Here is a 14,511-nt window from a genome sequence, read left to right as displayed (position 1 = left end):
GCATGAAGGCGATGCGCAGCGGGTTCGCCGGCTTCCCTCCGAAGTCGTACGGAGCGCCCAAGACGGTTTCGGTCGCTTGGATTCGGGCGATCTCTCGTTCAAGGTTGGACATCGTTGCTCCCCCTAGGGTTGTGGAGTGATCGGGTTCAGTGCCGTGGCCGCGTGGGGCGCCGAGTTCATGAGCCCGTCAAGTGCGTCGAGGTCGCTTCGAGCAGGCGTCCAGGTGCTCGCGGCAACGAGCTCTTCGAGTTGTCGGACCGATGTGGCGCCGACGAGAGCGGACCCAACGGCTGGCATCGCCAGGGCCGATCCGATGGCGAGGGCGGCGATCGGGACTCCCCGCTCTGACGCGAACGCGGTGAGGGCTTCGACCACGTCGAAGTTCGCATCGGTGAGCAGCACCTGTCCGCGGCGTCCAGAGAGACGCCACGTCGCGGGGACCGCCGCGCCTCGGACGTACTTGCCCGTCAGAAGCCCGCGTGCCAGTACGAAGTAGGCGACGACCGTGATGTCGAGAGACGCACAGATCGGCAGTAGGTCGCGCTCGGCCGAGCGGCTCAGCAGACTCAGCTCGGTTTGGACGCTGCGGAAGTGAGGGGTGCCGAGCGCCGTCGCGCGCTCGTTCGCCTCACGGAGCTCGGCGGGTGCGAAGTTCGCGCAGCCGAAGTGCCTGATCTTTCCCTGCCGCTGCAAGGCCGTGAGCGTCTCCAGTGTCTCGTCGATCGGCGTTCCGGGGTCCGGGTAATGCATCTGGTAGAGGTCGATGTGATCGGTTCGCAGACGCCGCAGTGAAGCCTCGATCGACAGGTTGATCAACGACCTCGCACCCCGACCGGACTGAATTTCGTCGCCGGTCCGGTTGAAGCCGAACTTGGTGGCCAAGACGACACGGTCTCTTCGGCCGACGAGAAACGGCGCGATGACTTCCTCGGCGAGCGCCGCTGATCCGTACATGTCGGCGGTGTCGATCAGGTTGACGCCGTGGTCGACCGCAGCCGCCATGATCGCCCGGCTCGCCGCCGGACCGGTGCGTTTGCCGAAGTTGCTGGTGCCGAGTCCGATCCGGGAGATGCTGAGCTCGGTTCCCTTCAGGCGGTGGCGCATCATGAAGAGCCGCCCGTGCCCGGGTCCGCTGCGCAATCTCGCAGGAACGAGAGTTTCGAATGGTAGGTGCGCTCTCCGGTGACCCCCAGTTCTTTCAGATGCTGTTCAAGAAGATTGGTGAGCCTGAACAATTCCGGCTCGATGGAATCCGATGACAGTCCTTCGTGGACTCTCGAATAGTCGTACTCGACTTCGAGCTGACGTAGGACACGTCCACGGTCGAGTTCCACCACTTCGTCGAGTTCGACGGAGTAGAGATGTCCGGTGATCGCTGATTCGACGTTTATGCAGTAGAGCGTCCGGTCGATGGAGGACAGTTCGCGTACGGTCAGGTGTGGGAACTCCATGCCGATCACGTCGGCCAGCGACGCAGTCGGCACGCCGGATAGCGGATGAAACACCTCCCGGCGTCGCAGACCGTCCTGCGAAAAGGTCTTGACTTTGAGCATCCTGCCCGTCGGTCGGCGCAGCGCGATGTAACCGACCTCATCGGGAGGAGCGACGATTTCACAGATCTCGCGCCTCGTGCTGCGGCGAAGCAGCTCATTGCCGAGATCAGGGATGAAGCCCTCGAAGGAACCGGCTTCAAGTGCCGTGCCGATCGCCGAGGTCAGTGCCCAGATCGAGACCTCGCCGGGCAGGTCGATCTTCGTCTCGATCTCGGTCTGCGGATGGAAGTTCTCGAATTCCCGGCGGTCGTTGGCGACCTGCGGATGCAGGGATCGGCACAGCTCCAGGCAGTGCGGAAGGACGTCGGACAGCGCGGCCTCCTTCGCCTCCCACCGCGACACCCGGACGAAGACCACTCCACCGGCCCGGAAGCGGGCAGCCACGAGGACTTCGATGCGAGAACCCCGTTCCGTCGGATGGCATCGCAGCATCAGGAGTGGGCTCAGTCGGCGGGCGGCGCTACGGCCTCCCTGGAGATGCTCCGCGAGCCGGTCTTCGAGATCGGCGGACATGCCGAGGCCGTTCCAGGTGGCCGCGATCCCAAGGCTTTCGGCCTCCTGCCCGTCCATCGCGCCGGTCGGCATGATGAGGAGACGACCGGCCTCCGAGTCGCCAGCACGCAACAGCTCGACGGCCTTCTCGCCTGCCCAGGTGTCGGTTGCCAACTCGGCTGCCACGAGTGTTCCAGTCGTGCGGGCGATCGGGTACTGGTGCGCAGGATCGCCGAGCAGCAAGAACCGGTGGACAACGGTCGCATTCGTTGGAATCAATCGCATGAACAGCCCCTTTGGGCGCTTTTTCTCCGCGCCTTCTGGCGATGTGGCATCGCCGTCAGAACGCGCGGGAATACTGGCGGACGGGTGGGATGTCGACGAGTATGCAGCCAAGGTGAACCGGTCGTCGAAGATCGTGTCCGGCTCCGGTCATCGGTGTCCGGATCAGGACGCGAGACCGGTAACGACGGGCCATCCACTGGTATGAAGGAACGGCATTCGTCAAAGCCGCATCCCGCGCTCGGAGCACGAGGTGTCCCGATTGGCAACGTTCACCGCACGACCCGGAACAGTCGGCGTCCGAGCCCCGGGCAGGCTCGTGGTTCTCGGTGCGTCTCGATCCATCGCCGCTGCGGCGAGAACGCTCGACCGTGACCTCGTGCTCGTACAGCAACCGGGTTCGCCGTTGAACAAGATCGTCGAAACCGGGCGGTACTCCCATTGCTACTCTGTGGACTTCACAGAAGAGACGTTCCCCTCATTCGTGACCGGAGTACTCGCCCCCTTGCGTGTGGGCGCAGTCGTCTCTCTCACGGAGTCGGGACTGCTGCCCGCAGCACTGGCGAATGAGCTTCTCGGCACTCCTGGAACGCCCTTCGAGGTGGTGCACACTCTGCGCGACAAGTCCCGGATGCGTGCGTTGCTGCGGCAGCGAGCCCCCGAACTGACTGTGCGCTATGCGGTTCCCCCGGATGCAATGGCCGCCGCCGCCGTGATGAAGGGTTGGGGTCCGGGCGTCCGTGCGATCCTCAAGCCTCGTGATGGATCGGGTAGTCGAGGCGTGTGTCTGGTCGAGGAACCCGGAAGTCTTGAAGGGCTGGACGTCAAGGGTTGCATCCTTGAGGAGTACGTGGGCGGGCAGGAGTACAGCGCCGAGTCCTTCAGCGTCGACGGTGAGCACCATGTCGTTGCACTGGTCGAGAAGCACGTGGATGCTTCGTTCGTGGAACTTGCCCACGTGACGCCTCCGTCAACGCTTTCATCCCGTGAACGAGAGGCGGTTTGTGAGGCGATCGACGACTTCCTTCGCGCGGTCGGACTCCGGGACGGGCCTGCGCATACGGAATTCAAGATCCATAACGGAAGCGTCAAGATCATCGAGTCGCACAACCGCGTCGGAGGCGATGGCATCCCGGCACTCGTCACCAGGGTGACCGGCATTGATCTGAAGGCATCCGCGTTGGGCTGGCCGCTGGGGCTCGTCACCATCTCCGACGAGGCGCCTGCGCCTGCGCCTGCGCCTGCGTCGGCGACAGCGACGGCGGCGGCGGCGGTCGCCTACGCCACGGCGACTCCCGGCCTCGTCACGTCTGTGGAACTGCCGGATGAGAGGGCTGTGCCGCCCGGAGTCGAGCTGAACCGAGTTTGGACAGGGGTCAAACCGGGGCAGCGGGTCGAATCGCTGTCCAGCTCCGATGACCGGGTCGGTTCGGTGGCCGTTTCGGCTGGAGACTCGACGACCGCCCTTGCCGCGGCGCGAGAATTGGCGACCCGCATCGAGGTCACCACGACTCCTGGCACGGCATGAAGACGCCGATACTGGTGATCAACCGGCACTCGCACGGTTTCCTGTTCGAGTTCGGCAGATGCCTGCTGCCTCTGGAGGACATCGAGCCGCACCTGGTCACGCACGCGTACTCAGGTGTGGACGGCCTCGACTCCTCGGCGTTCCGCCACACCCATACCTGCAGCTTTCTTGATCCATCGCAGGTCGAAGCACTGTGCGCCTGGATCATCGACAGATACTCGGTTCGGCATGTCGTCGCCCTGCACGAGCGTGCGATGACGTCCGCGGCGCGGCTGCGGACGAGGTTCGGACTGCCGGGGCTGAGCGAGGACGGCGTGGTCTTGTTCCGGGACAAGATCGCGATGAAGAGGGCGGCGGCGGAGGCGGGCATCCTGGTACCGGACCATCACCGGCTGGACAGCATCGAGGACTTGCGTGCTGTTCCACTGGACGGCAGAGCATGGGTGATGAAGCCTCGCTACGGCGTCGGCAGCAAACACGTCTCTGTAGTGACCTCGCTCGCTGAGGCCTCCGAGCGTTGGTCCACCGTCGATCCCGGCCCCGGTCAGTTCGAGATCGAGGAGTTCGTCGAGGGCGACTTGTTCCACTGCGACGCCGTGGTGGAGGGCGGCTCGCTTGGTTTCGCCGAGGTCAGCCGCTACCTCGCCAACCCTGGGGAGTTCGGTCCGGACGGCATGGCGGGCAGCGTCAATCTTCCACCTGGACCTTTCACTCGGCGCGTCATTGCGTTGACGGCCGCCGTGGTGGCGGCGTTCGGGTTCGCCTCGGGTGTCTTGCATCTGGAGGTGTTTCGGACGGACGGGGACGAGCTCGTCCTCCTTGAGGTGGCGGCCCGACCGGGGGGCGGAGGTATCGACCGGTACCTGAGCCTCGCCCACGGGGTGAACATCATCGAGGCAGCGGTCAGAGTGGAGCTCGGCCTTGATGTGACGCGACGGCCCGGAGCGTCGGACGGTCGTTCGGTCTGGGGCGTCGTGGGCTTCTATCCAGGCGAGCACGCGTTCGGTGTACCGAGCGCCCTGTTCGGTGAACTCGGCATCGTCGAGCATCTGCACGACGCGGATGCGGGCCGAGGGAGCGGGGCTCCGCGGCACTGCACCGACTACCGCGACCGCTACATCGTCCGCGCTGCCGATCTGGTCGACTTCGAGCACAAGGCCCTCACGATCGGCGAGTGTTACCGATCCGCCCCTTGACCACCGGTCTCGCCTGACCAGTCCACGAAGGACTCGACCGGCTCATCGCCGGGGCGTCCCAGCATCCGGTCGGCGATTCGTTTGCTACGCCAGGCGAGCAGGCTGAGGTTGGGGTCGGCGAGGCCGCGCTGCTGTCTGGTCGCGTTCTGGAGGAACAGCGAACGGTCGGTGGGACCGTCCCATGCGACGGCGAAGTCCCGATCGACGCGGAACTCATCGCCGACCCGTTCCAGGCGGTCGGCGATTGGTGCCAGGAAGGTCAGCTCCGGCCGACGGAAGCCCGTCGCCCAGATGACCACATCACCTTCGACCTGCTCGGGCGCGCCGAGGTACCGGTTCATCATGCTCAGACGCCAGCCCGAGTCCGTCCGGGCCACTTCGGAGACCTCCCGTCCGGGGAGCAGCGCAACGTCGACCTGGTCTCGGTCGATGAAGCGCCCGCGGTAGAGGCGCTGGTAGATCTGGCGGAGGGTCGACTCCGAGGCTCCGTCGCTGGCGAGCACGTGCCGACCGTTGAAATCCTTCCGCGTCACCTCATCAAGACGTGCGAAAAAGTCGGAGAACGGCGGCGTGAAGTAGTCGTTGGTGAACGGGGAGTCGTCGATCGGGAAGTAGTTGGGCCTGCGCGAGAGCCAGGACACCTGCCGAGGGAGGTCCGCGTCTCGTCGGTTGATCAGGTCGAGGACGATCTCCGCGCCGGACTGTCCGCCGCCGACGACGACGACTCGCGCGCCCGGTAGGCGGTCGAGGTGACGGAGGTACTCGGCGGCGTGGAACTGGGACGGTCCCAGGCTGCCGGCAACGTGAAGCGGGACCCACGGTCGCATCCCGACTCCGACGACGACGTTGGCGGCGATGACCAGCCGTCGGGTTGTTTCGACGATGAAGTCTCCGTCGAATCCGATCGAGAGCACGCTTTCACCGAAGGCGAGGTTCTCGTTCCTTCCGCACGCCCACTCCAGGTAGTTGCGGTACTCCTTGCGAGGTACGGCCTCGAACTGGGCGTTGATGAAGTGATACATGCGCCCGCGTGAGTGAAGGTACGACAGGAAGGAGAAGGGGTTCGTGGGATCGGCCAGCGTGACCAGGTCCTTGAGCATCGAAACCTGAAGGCTGGCATCGTGGAGGAGTTGCCCGTCGTGCCATCCGAACTTCTCCCGTTGCTCCAGGAAGAGGTTGGGGAAGTCCTGCCGTCCGTGCAGCAGGGATGCGAGGCTCAGGTTCGCTGGCCCGACTCCCACGCCGACACAGGCGAAACGAGCGGCGTCCGGACGGCGCGTCGGTGACATCTCAGGCCCCCAGGTCGAGCGAAGCGGTCACGCGCGCCCGCTGCGCGAACACATGAACCAGGATCATGGCGACCAGTGCGTACACGGTCGCCAGGCCCAGCTCTGTGGCCAGAGCGGACAGCGGTGCCTGGTGTCCCATCATCACTTCGCGGATCGCGTGCAGTCCGTTGGTCAGAGGAATCAAGCGCGCGAAGCTCTCACCGGCCGGGTTCTCGGCGGAGGTCAGGTTGACGCCGCAAAAGAGCATCATCCCGTAGATGGAGACGTTCGGAAGAAAGAAGACGTCGCGGAGATAGAGGCTGGCGGCACCGAGGCAGAGGCCGAGTGCGCTACAGGAAAGGGCCACGAGGAAGATCGTCAGGAGGATCATCGGTACGCCCGCCAGGGGTACGGTCGCCCCAGTGAATGTGGTGGCGAGAGCCAGCATGATGATGCTGGACAGATATCCCGTCACAAGCGCGGGTATCAGGCGCCCGCCGAAGATTACGATCGGCCGTGAAGGCGTCGCGAGGAGTGTGCTCAACGTGCCGTTGGACCGCTCGGCACCGATGACCACGGTGGCCGAGAAGATGGACGCCCGCGCCATCGAGTGCACCGCGTTCCCGACGGCGTAGTAGCTGGCGGGCTGGCTGCCGATGTAGCTGCCGATCATCGTGAACGCCGCCAGTTGAAGGGCGGGGTTCAGCACCAACGTGGGAACGAGGAGTCTGCCGGAGAGCCAATGGAACAGCCCTCGATATGCAAGATAGCCACCGACAACGGTGGTCCGAAAGATGCTCATGAGAGTGGCAGGGCCGCCCTTTCCCGTGCGAGCCGCTCCATTGACCGCAGGAGAAGCATGCTGACCGTCCAATAGGCGGCTGTCACCGCGAAGCCGGCGAGCAGCGCGACACCGACGGCCGAAGCGTCACCTACGGCCGCCGATCGGATGGCCTTCATCCCCCAGGCCGGACCGATGAACCAGCTCACCGAGTCGAACCATGCTGGGAGCAGGGTGATCGGAACCATCGCGCCGGTGAAGATCCAGAACGGATACTCGAATAGATTGCTGACGGACTGTGCTCGCCGGAACATGACAAGTGACACCGACAGAGTCACGCCGAGAGCCGCAGTCGCGACCACCGTGAGGACGAACGCGGGTACGAGCAATGCCGGTGAGGCGATCTCGATCGGTGCCTTGAGGCCGAATTTCGCCCACAGGACTGTGGCGACCAGCGAGTAGAGCCCGAGGCTGGCGCTCGCGAGGGCGTTTGCCGCCAAGGCGGCGGCGAGTGGTGTCGGTGCCGCGACGATCGGTTCGAGCAGTGCCATCGATCGCATGCGGCTGATCGCGCCTCCCGTGCCGCTCAGAGCCGCCGCCCACATGCCCATGACGGCCGCACCGAACGTGAGGGAGGTGAGCGTGGCTGGATCGGCGCTTGGCCCGGCCATCCGCAGCGCGATGGTGGCCAGGACGAGTGGCAGTACGACCGAGTCGAAGATGTAGATCCGTACGGTCGCCATCTGCCTCAAATGGAACAGCCAGGCGATGATCAGGAATCGAGACCTGGCCCTCATGTGAATCCGCCGTGCGTGGACACGAGTGCGACGTAGGCGTCTTCGAGTGTCGGTTCTCGGATGGTCATGCCCTCGATCTCGACCGAATCCAGGCAGCGAACGATCGCAGGTGCGCAGTCAATGCCGACAGCCGAGTGGACCTGGACGATCTGCTGGACACCTGCTGTCTCGATCCGCACGCTCAAGACGCCCTCAATTCCGTTGAGTTTCGCCAGGCGGTTCGGATCGGCTCCCGTGGTGACCAGTTCGGTCACTCGGGAGCTGCTCGCCAGCCGTTTGACATCGCGGGGTGCTCCTTCGGCGATGAGGCGCCCGGAAGAGATGACGACGAGCCGATCGCACATGGCATCGGCTTCCTGCATGTGGTGCGTGGTCAGCAAGACCGTCTTCCCGCTGTCACTGAACGTGGTGACGAGTTCTCGGACCTCTCTGGCGCCGACCGGATCGATGCCGTTCGTCGGTTCGTCGAGGATCAGCACTTGAGGGTCGTGGACGAGGCTTCGCGCAATGTGGAGCCGCTGACGCATGCCGCGAGAGAACGTCTCGACCTTGTCCTTGCCTCGGTCGTCTAGTCCGGTCATCTCCAGAAGCTCAGGGATTCTCTTGCGCTGAACGCGATAGGGGACCTCGTACAGATCGCAGAAGTAGGTCATGTTCTGGCGGGCCGTCAGGCGGTCGTAGAATCCCTTGTCGCCGCCGAGGACGTATCCGATGGCACGGCGCACGTGCTTGACATCTTTGACGACGTCGAGGCCCATGATGCTTGCGCTTCCGGACGTCGGCAGCAGGGTGGTGAGCAGGATCTTGATCGTCGTCGTCTTCCCAGCACCATTGGGTCCGAGGATTCCGAAGAGCTTACCCTTCTCCACGCCGAAGCTGATCTTGTCGACGGCCCTGCGTTGGGTGGCACCTCGTCCATAGACGCGTACGAGATTCTTCACCTCGATGTCCATGCGTGCCACAACGTCCTCCCTGATTGTGCTGCTGCGGCGAGGTCGTCTCCCGGAACCGCGCAGTGCCGCTGTGCTAGTGCGGTGACGACGCAAAACTACAAGCGGAGCCGACGAATCCGACCGCTTCGCGTCCGGATGTGGACGGTGGAGAGTCTCTGTGCCGAGCGTCGTTTATGTGTCGTCTAGAGAGGTTGAACTGTCGGAGTGGTGTCTCTACTGTGGACTTTGGCATGGGTTCGCCGTAGTTGTTGGGATATGAGGTATGCCGAGGGTGGTGGGCTGTCGGCGGCGCAGCGGGCGACACGTGAGCGGGTCCGCCTTCAGGCGGCCGAGTGGTTCGCTGAGGTGTCGGCAACGGTGAGGTGGCGCGCCGGTTGCGGGTGACGGCGATGTCGGTGTGGCGGTGGCGTACGGCTTGGAAGGCCGGTGGGGTGGAGGCGTGTTGCGGTCGAAGGGCGCCTCGGGTGCAAGGTGCCGCTTGGACGCCGCCCGGCTCGAGCGGTTGACGGTGGCGTTGGACGCCGGTCCGCAAGTGTGGGGGTTCGATGATCAGCGGTGGACTCTGGTCGGGGTCGCCTGGTTGATCCGGCGGTTGTTCCACATCGGGTACTCCCGGGTGGGGGTTTCGAAGCTGCTGCATCGCCTCGGTTGGAGCGTGCAGGTCCCCTGTCGGCGGGCCGTCGAGCGCGACGAGGACGCGATCGCAGGGTGGAAGCAGCTGACGTGGCCGGTCATAAAAGGACCGCGGCGGACCTGGGTGCGTGGATCTGCTTCGAGGACGAGGCGGGCCAAGGTCTGAGACCGCCGAAGGGACGCACCTGGGGGCACAGGGGCTGTACTCCGGTGGTGAAAGCGACCGCGGCCGGCACCAAGCGGGTGTCCAGCGCCGGCCTGGTGTGTCACCGCGAGGGCCACCGTCCCCGGCTGATCTACCGGATCCGCCCATATCGCGGCAGGAAGGGCGAGGCGAAGAGCTTCACCGAGCATGATTACACCCGCCTGCTCGACCAGGCCCACCAGCAACTCGGTGCACCGATCGTCCTCGCCTGGGACAACCTGAACACCACCGCAACACCGCGATGCGCGAGCTGATCGCCAACCGGTCATGGCTGACGGTCTTCCAGCTTCCGGCATACGCGCCCGAACTCAACCCCGTCGAGCCGGTCTGGTCCCACCTGAAGCGATCCCCCGCCAACCTCGTCGAGACCACCCTCGACCAGCTGATCGCCCTGGTCAATACCCGCGTGAAACGCATCCAGCACCACCCGGGCCTCGTCATCGGATTCCTCGCACGAACCGGACTCGACCTCATACCCCCATAACATCAACCATTCAACCTCTCTAGCGGGTCATCGCGCGAGTACCAGGAGCCGGATGACGGAGTCGAGATCTTCGGAGTGCAGGGTTGGGCGCCGCCGCTCCAAATTGTCATCCACCATCCGGCGTTCGAGTGCCGCGGCGATGCTCCTTGAGACCCTTGCAACCGGCGGGTGGTGAGTGATGGCGCCAGGATCTGAACTCTAGGATCCAATTCGTCCCAGTCTCGAACACGGGGCACGGCGGCATCCGCTCGTTTTGAGCATCCCGCAATCGGAATTGACGGTGGCGATCAACGAGACTGAGATCCCCATGGCTGCAGTTCGAACCGCTTGGGATCCCGAGCGTGACCGGGACTGTGGCCGGGGGTTCTGGCGTGTCCTGGCCGCCTAGCTTGCCTGGCTCGGACTGGACGTACACCAAGCGCCATAGAAGGGCCTGGTCACGGCGACCAACGATCGGGTGCTGGTTACAAGGACACGTCGATTTCGTGTCGTGCGGCACCTGGCACAGCGGCTGCGGGCATGTTGCAACTCGGTTCGTTGGTGAAACTGTTGTCGCCCAAGGCACCGGTGAGATGAAGGCCGGATCAGTAGCCAATCCCGCGGCCATCGCGGTACCGAACAGAGGGGCTCCACTCTGGCGAGCGCCGATCTCGGTCGTTCGGGATCTAAACCAATACCGTCGGCGGTTCCACTCCACGGAAGTGTGGGGAGCCCGGAGCGGCGGAGCGAGTGCACTGAAGTTCAGGCGGAGTTCGATGTCTCGTCGTTCGAGGGGGGTAGCTGTGGCTGGTGTGACTCGTGTCCTGCCATGTGGAGGATCTGGTGATTTAGGTGAAGATTTCGAGCGACTCGCGGCGCTGGCCCTTGAGGGCGCGGCCGAGGACCGACTCGGCCTTCGTGGCGGCGTAGACGTCGGCGGTGTCGAAGGTGGTGATGCCGGCGTCGAGGGCGGCCTTGACGCAGGCGTGCGCGGCGTCCTCTTCGACCTGGGAGCCGTGGGTGATCCAGTTGCCGTAGGCGATCTCGCTGATGACTAGGCCGGAGCGGCCGAGGTGGCGGAATTCCATGGGGTCGAACCTACAACAGGCTGGGAACCTGCGTATTGGGGTCGCGGGGGCCGGGCGATGTGATTCGGGTCGGGGCCAGGGGTTCCCACGGCCAGGTGTTGGTTGATGCAGCTCTCGGCGGTTCCCCGGGGGTAGGGGTCTTCCTGCGGCTGCGGCAGGATTCCTCCTCAACGGCGGCAGGGAAGGGCGAACCCCGTCCTCACCTGGCCAGCCGGAACTGCCAGACATCGAGATATCCGGAGCGGAAGCCCGCCTCGCAGTAGGCGAGGTAGAACTCCCACATTCGCAGGAAGGTCGCGTCGAAACCCAGCGCGGACACCGCTTCGGTGTTCGCGAGGAACCGGTCCCGCCACTGGTGCAGGGTGCGGGCGTAGTGCCCGCCGAGCCGCCTGCGTCCGGTGATCCGCAAGCCGCAGGCCTTGACCTCCTCCTCGATCGCCGTCAGCGACATGGTTTGCCCGCCCGGGAAGATGTACTTCTGGATCCACGTGCTGACGTCCTTGGTCGCCAGCAGGCGATCGTGGGGCATCGTGATCACCTGGAGTGCGATACGCCCGCCCGGTGCCAGGACCCGTTCGAGGGTGGCGAAGTAGGCCGGCCAGTACTCCTTGCCGACGGCCTCCACCATCTCCACGGCGACCACGGCGTCGTACTCGCCGTCGGCGTCGCGGTAGTCCCGCGGCTGGAGCCGCACGCGGTCGCCGACACCCGCTGCCTCGATCCGCCGCTGCGCCAGGGAGAGCTGTTCTCGCGAGATGGTCAAGGCGGTGACCTCCGCTCCGCGCTGGGCGGCGCGGATGGCCAGCGCGCCCCAGCCCGAACCGATATCCAGAACCCGGGTTCCGGCGCCGACCTTCGCGTCATCGAGGACGGTGTCGATCTTGCGCAGCTGGGCCGCGTACAGATCGTCGCCAGGGGCGAACAGGGCCGAGGAATAGGTCATCGACTCGTCGAGGAACAGGGCGAACAGTTCGTTCGACAGGTCGTAGTGACGGTGGATGTTCTCCCGCGAGCCGTCGATGGTGTTCCGCTCGCCTACGGGCCGATGGTGGTCCGCCCACCGGCGCAAGGCCGCCATCGGCCTGCGGATGGGCCTGGTGATCCTGGCCGCGAAGGGGGTCAGGAGGGCGGCCGGATCGGTGCTGGTCCAGTCTCCGGCCATGTAGCCCTCGCCGAAACCCACCGGGCCGCAGGTCCCCATTCGCCGGTACAGAACCGAGGGACGCGGTACGCGCATCAGCGGCGACATCGCATCGCCCTTGCCGATTCTCTCTCCGCCGGGGAATACGACACGGATGGGCAGCGAGCCGACGGCGCCACGGAACATGCGTTCCATCAGCCACTCGCGTACCGGGGCGTGGGCAGGGACGACCAAGGACGGCCGGTCAAGGACGGGATGGGGGGCGGTGGGGGGCGATTTCATGGGGATTCCTTCGAAGTCGATCCCGCGGCTCGCGGTGTCACGGGCAGCCCCGAGAGCCACAGACGGATGCCGTGCAGCCGGATCGCGATCGAAACGCGGTGAGGCATGAGCGGCCTGGTCAGTGCCATACCAAGAACACTGGACGGGCCGGCCGATTTGCGTCGCCCGGTGAGAACGGCGGAGAAGAGTGTGCGGCCGTGATCCACCAGCGAGATCGAGAGCGAAAGCCGCTCGCCGGGGACCGGCAGGCGCATCCGGTAGCGCCCGCCGACCTTCAAGAACGGCGAGACGTAGAAGCGCTTGTCCACCATCGTGACCGCTTCGGCGGCGGACACCAGATAGCAGTGCCGTTCGCCGTAGGTGTTGCAGACCTCGGCGATGACGCAGGCGAGTTCGCCATCGGCGCGATGGCACCAGAAGACGGTGAGGGGATTGAAAACGTACCCGAGCACCCTTGCCGAGGCCAGCATGAGTATCCGACCGCCGGTGAGGTCGACATCGTGCCCGGCGAGCCAGTCATCCACATTGGACCGGATCGACCGATCGGCGCGGCCGAGATGATCCTCGGCGCGGAAGCGGGCGAGGGGACGTGCCCACCAGGGCAGGGACGGCAGGTCGTCCAGGTCGACCAGCCACAGGTAGATCCGGGATCGAAACATCCTCGTCACCGGCTCACGGCGCACGTGCAGGAGCTGTCCGTCGTAGAGGGCGGGCACTCTCATGGCCAGGTCACCCCGCACGCTTCAGCGGCCTCGACACCCGAAACGCAGCCGTCCTCGTGGAAACCCCATCCGTGGTGAGCACCGGCGTAGACGGTGCGAGGTCCGGTCAGTTCGGGCAGCCGGCGTTGGGCGGCGATGGCCTCGGCGGTGTAGATCGGGTGCTGGTAGGTCCGTGAAGTGATGAGCGAGGCCGCGTCAACGCGTGCCGCTCCGTTGAGCGTGACGACGTAGTCGACGGGTTCGTTGAGCCGCATCAGCCGATTCATGTGGTAGCTGACCAAGGCCCGCTCACCGCCGTGACAGCGGGGCTTGAGGAAGTTCCACGACGCGCGCGTTCTCCGGGCGCTGGGCAGCAGCGAGGAGTCGGTGTGCAGCCAGGCCTCATTGCGGGAGTATTCAAAAGCGCCGAGGATCTGCTTTTCCGCCGGTGTCGGGTCGGCCAGCAACTCAAGGGCCTGGTCGGCGTGGGTGGCGATCACGACGCGGTCGAATCGCGTTGTGGCGTCGGTGGCGTCGACGACGTCCACACCATCGGAGTGCCTTCGCACGGTGCGGACGGTGACGCCTTCGCGCACCTCGCCCAGCTGCGCGCGGATCCGGTCGACGTAGACGCGGGAGCCGCCGGTGACCGTGCGCCATGGTATCGACATGTTCGTGGTGAGCATGCCGTGCCTGCGAAGGAAGGCGAAGAGCCGGCGAGCGGGGTAAAGCATGCTGGGTCGTTCACCAGCCGACCACACCGCCGCGACGAGCGGCAGAGCGAAGTGGTCGACGAAGTACCGCGAATACCCGCCGTCGGCGAGGAACCTGCCGAAGGTCAGGTCGTCGTTTCCGGTCTCCGACCAGAATCTGCGCGCGTCACGATGGAAGCCCGGTATCTCGGTCAGCATCCGCAGGTACGCCGGCCAGGCGGACCCTCTGGCCCGTGCCAGCATGCCCACGCCGCGTTTACCGCCGGCGTACTCCAGGCCGCATCCGAGGCAGCGCACGCTCATCGACATCTCGGACTCCTGGCTGGGGACACCGAGTTCGGTGAACAGTCTCGTCAGGTGCGGATAGGTCCGGTCGTTGTACACGATGAAGCCCATGTCGATCGGGACCCGGACGTGGTCGGGAGTGGACACGAC

At 65.3% G+C, this 14,511-nt stretch carries 15 protein-coding genes and 1 pseudogene; 6 read left to right on the top strand and 10 right to left on the bottom strand.

Annotated features, from left to right (window positions below):
• Positions 1-123: 123 nt before the first annotated feature.
• Positions 124-1,104 (bottom strand): aldo/keto reductase, encoded by a 981-nt coding sequence (locus AB0I28_RS24045; protein WP_357497246.1) that lies wholly within the window; start codon positions 1,102-1,104, stop codon positions 124-126.
• Positions 1,104-2,330, bottom strand: coding sequence for a hypothetical protein (locus tag AB0I28_RS24040; RefSeq protein ID WP_357496784.1), 1,227 nt, complete (start codon positions 2,328-2,330; stop codon positions 1,104-1,106). The genes AB0I28_RS24045 and AB0I28_RS24040 overlap by 1 nt, the downstream gene beginning before the upstream one ends.
• 376 nt (positions 2,331-2,706) lie before the next feature.
• Here AB0I28_RS24040 and AB0I28_RS24035 point away from each other — a divergent pair, with 376 nt between their 5' ends.
• Together AB0I28_RS24035 and AB0I28_RS24030 are read left to right on the top strand one after the other, a co-directional pair.
• The gene (locus AB0I28_RS24035) at positions 2,707-3,855 is read left to right on the top strand and encodes an ATP-grasp domain-containing protein (protein WP_357496782.1); all 1,149 of its coding nucleotides are present in this window, start codon (positions 2,707-2,709) and stop codon (positions 3,853-3,855) included.
• Positions 3,852-5,051, top strand: a complete 1,200-nt coding sequence (locus AB0I28_RS24030; protein ID WP_357496780.1) for an ATP-grasp domain-containing protein — start codon at positions 3,852-3,854, stop codon at positions 5,049-5,051. The genes AB0I28_RS24035 and AB0I28_RS24030 overlap by 4 nt, the downstream gene beginning before the upstream one ends.
• Here AB0I28_RS24030 and AB0I28_RS24025 read toward each other — a convergent pair.
• The 4 genes from AB0I28_RS24025 to AB0I28_RS24010 form a co-directional block, all read right to left on the bottom strand.
• Positions 5,033-6,292 (bottom strand): SidA/IucD/PvdA family monooxygenase, encoded by a 1,260-nt coding sequence (locus tag AB0I28_RS24025; protein ID WP_357496778.1) that lies wholly within the window; start codon positions 6,290-6,292, stop codon positions 5,033-5,035. The two genes, AB0I28_RS24030 and AB0I28_RS24025, sit on opposite strands and share 19 nt — an antisense overlap.
• A gap of 49 nt (positions 6,293-6,341) precedes the next feature.
• Complete coding sequence (locus AB0I28_RS24020; protein ID WP_357497244.1) at positions 6,342-7,028, bottom strand: ABC transporter permease; 687 nt, start codon at positions 7,026-7,028, stop codon at positions 6,342-6,344.
• 89 nt (positions 7,029-7,117) lie between these two features.
• On the bottom strand, positions 7,118-7,843 hold the full coding sequence (locus AB0I28_RS24015) for an ABC transporter permease (RefSeq protein WP_357496776.1): 726 nt from the start codon (positions 7,841-7,843) through the stop codon (positions 7,118-7,120).
• Positions 7,844-7,893: 50 nt separating this feature from the next.
• Positions 7,894-8,850: an ABC transporter ATP-binding protein gene (locus tag AB0I28_RS24010; protein ID WP_357496774.1), complete on the bottom strand. Its 957-nt coding sequence runs from the start codon at positions 8,848-8,850 to the stop codon at positions 7,894-7,896.
• A gap of 389 nt (positions 8,851-9,239) precedes the next feature.
• Here AB0I28_RS24010 and AB0I28_RS24005 point away from each other — a divergent pair, with 389 nt between their 5' ends.
• The 4 genes from AB0I28_RS24005 to AB0I28_RS23990 are packed head-to-tail and all read left to right on the top strand — an operon-like array spanning position 9,240 to position 10,172.
• The gene (locus tag AB0I28_RS24005) at positions 9,240-9,356 is read left to right on the top strand and encodes a hypothetical protein (RefSeq protein ID WP_357497242.1); all 117 of its coding nucleotides are present in this window, start codon (positions 9,240-9,242) and stop codon (positions 9,354-9,356) included.
• A 2-nt stretch (positions 9,357-9,358) separates the two neighbouring features.
• The gene (locus AB0I28_RS24000) at positions 9,359-9,649 is read left to right on the top strand and encodes a winged helix-turn-helix domain-containing protein (protein ID WP_357497240.1); all 291 of its coding nucleotides are present in this window, start codon (positions 9,359-9,361) and stop codon (positions 9,647-9,649) included.
• A gap of 47 nt (positions 9,650-9,696) precedes the next feature.
• Positions 9,697-9,942 (top strand): hypothetical protein, encoded by a 246-nt coding sequence (locus tag AB0I28_RS23995; protein WP_357496772.1) that lies wholly within the window; start codon positions 9,697-9,699, stop codon positions 9,940-9,942.
• Complete coding sequence (locus tag AB0I28_RS23990) at positions 9,930-10,172, top strand: transposase (RefSeq protein WP_357496771.1); 243 nt, start codon at positions 9,930-9,932, stop codon at positions 10,170-10,172. The genes AB0I28_RS23995 and AB0I28_RS23990 overlap by 13 nt, the downstream gene beginning before the upstream one ends.
• An 830-nt stretch (positions 10,173-11,002) precedes the next feature.
• On the opposite strand, the pseudogene AB0I28_RS23985 reads toward AB0I28_RS23990, so the two are convergent.
• From AB0I28_RS23985 to AB0I28_RS23970, 4 genes and pseudogenes are all read right to left on the bottom strand, one after another.
• Positions 11,003-11,239: pseudogene (locus AB0I28_RS23985) on the bottom strand (aldo/keto reductase); the annotation flags it as partial.
• Positions 11,240-11,438: 199 nt separating this feature from the next.
• Positions 11,439-12,662, bottom strand: a complete 1,224-nt coding sequence (locus AB0I28_RS23980; RefSeq protein ID WP_357496769.1) for a cyclopropane-fatty-acyl-phospholipid synthase family protein — start codon at positions 12,660-12,662, stop codon at positions 11,439-11,441.
• Entirely contained in the window at positions 12,659-13,384 is a 726-nt protein-coding gene (locus AB0I28_RS23975; RefSeq protein ID WP_357496767.1) for a DUF1365 domain-containing protein, read from the bottom strand. The genes AB0I28_RS23980 and AB0I28_RS23975 overlap by 4 nt, the downstream gene beginning before the upstream one ends.
• Complete coding sequence (locus AB0I28_RS23970) at positions 13,381-14,508, bottom strand: FAD-dependent oxidoreductase (RefSeq protein ID WP_357496765.1); 1,128 nt, start codon at positions 14,506-14,508, stop codon at positions 13,381-13,383. Before AB0I28_RS23970 ends, AB0I28_RS23975 begins: the two co-directional genes overlap by 4 nt.
• Positions 14,509-14,511: the final 3 nt, after the last annotated feature.

The organism is Phytomonospora sp. NPDC050363 (genome assembly GCF_040655735.1).
GTDB lineage: Bacteria > Actinomycetota > Actinomycetes > Mycobacteriales > Micromonosporaceae > Phytomonospora.
The sequence above is the reverse complement of the archived record's forward strand: the minus strand, read 5'-3'. Positions and strand labels throughout refer to the sequence as shown.

What these genes read in the sequence shown, in the direction of transcription:
- AB0I28_RS24045 (WP_357497246.1), bottom strand. Translation starts at nt 1,104, where the DNA reads ATGCGCCACCGCCTGAAGGGAACCGAGCTCAGCATCTCCCGGATCGGA.
- AB0I28_RS24040 (WP_357496784.1), bottom strand. Translation starts at nt 2,330, where the DNA reads ATGCGATTGATTCCAACGAATGCGACCGTTGTCCACCGGTTCTTGCTG.
- AB0I28_RS24030 (WP_357496780.1), top strand. Translation starts at nt 3,852, where the DNA reads ATGAAGACGCCGATACTGGTGATCAACCGGCACTCGCACGGTTTCCTG.
- AB0I28_RS24015 (WP_357496776.1), bottom strand. Translation starts at nt 7,843, where the DNA reads ATGGCGACCGTACGGATCTACATCTTCGACTCGGTCGTACTGCCACTC.
- AB0I28_RS24010 (WP_357496774.1), bottom strand. Translation starts at nt 8,850, where the DNA reads ATGGACATCGAGGTGAAGAATCTCGTACGCGTCTATGGACGAGGTGCC.
- AB0I28_RS24005 (WP_357497242.1), top strand. Translation starts at nt 9,240, where the DNA reads ATGTCGGTGTGGCGGTGGCGTACGGCTTGGAAGGCCGGTGGGGTGGAG.
- AB0I28_RS23990 (WP_357496771.1), top strand. Translation starts at nt 9,930, where the DNA reads ATGCGCGAGCTGATCGCCAACCGGTCATGGCTGACGGTCTTCCAGCTT.
- AB0I28_RS23980 (WP_357496769.1), bottom strand. Translation starts at nt 12,662, where the DNA reads ATGAAATCGCCCCCCACCGCCCCCCATCCCGTCCTTGACCGGCCGTCC.
- AB0I28_RS23975 (WP_357496767.1), bottom strand. Translation starts at nt 13,384, where the DNA reads ATGAGAGTGCCCGCCCTCTACGACGGACAGCTCCTGCACGTGCGCCGT.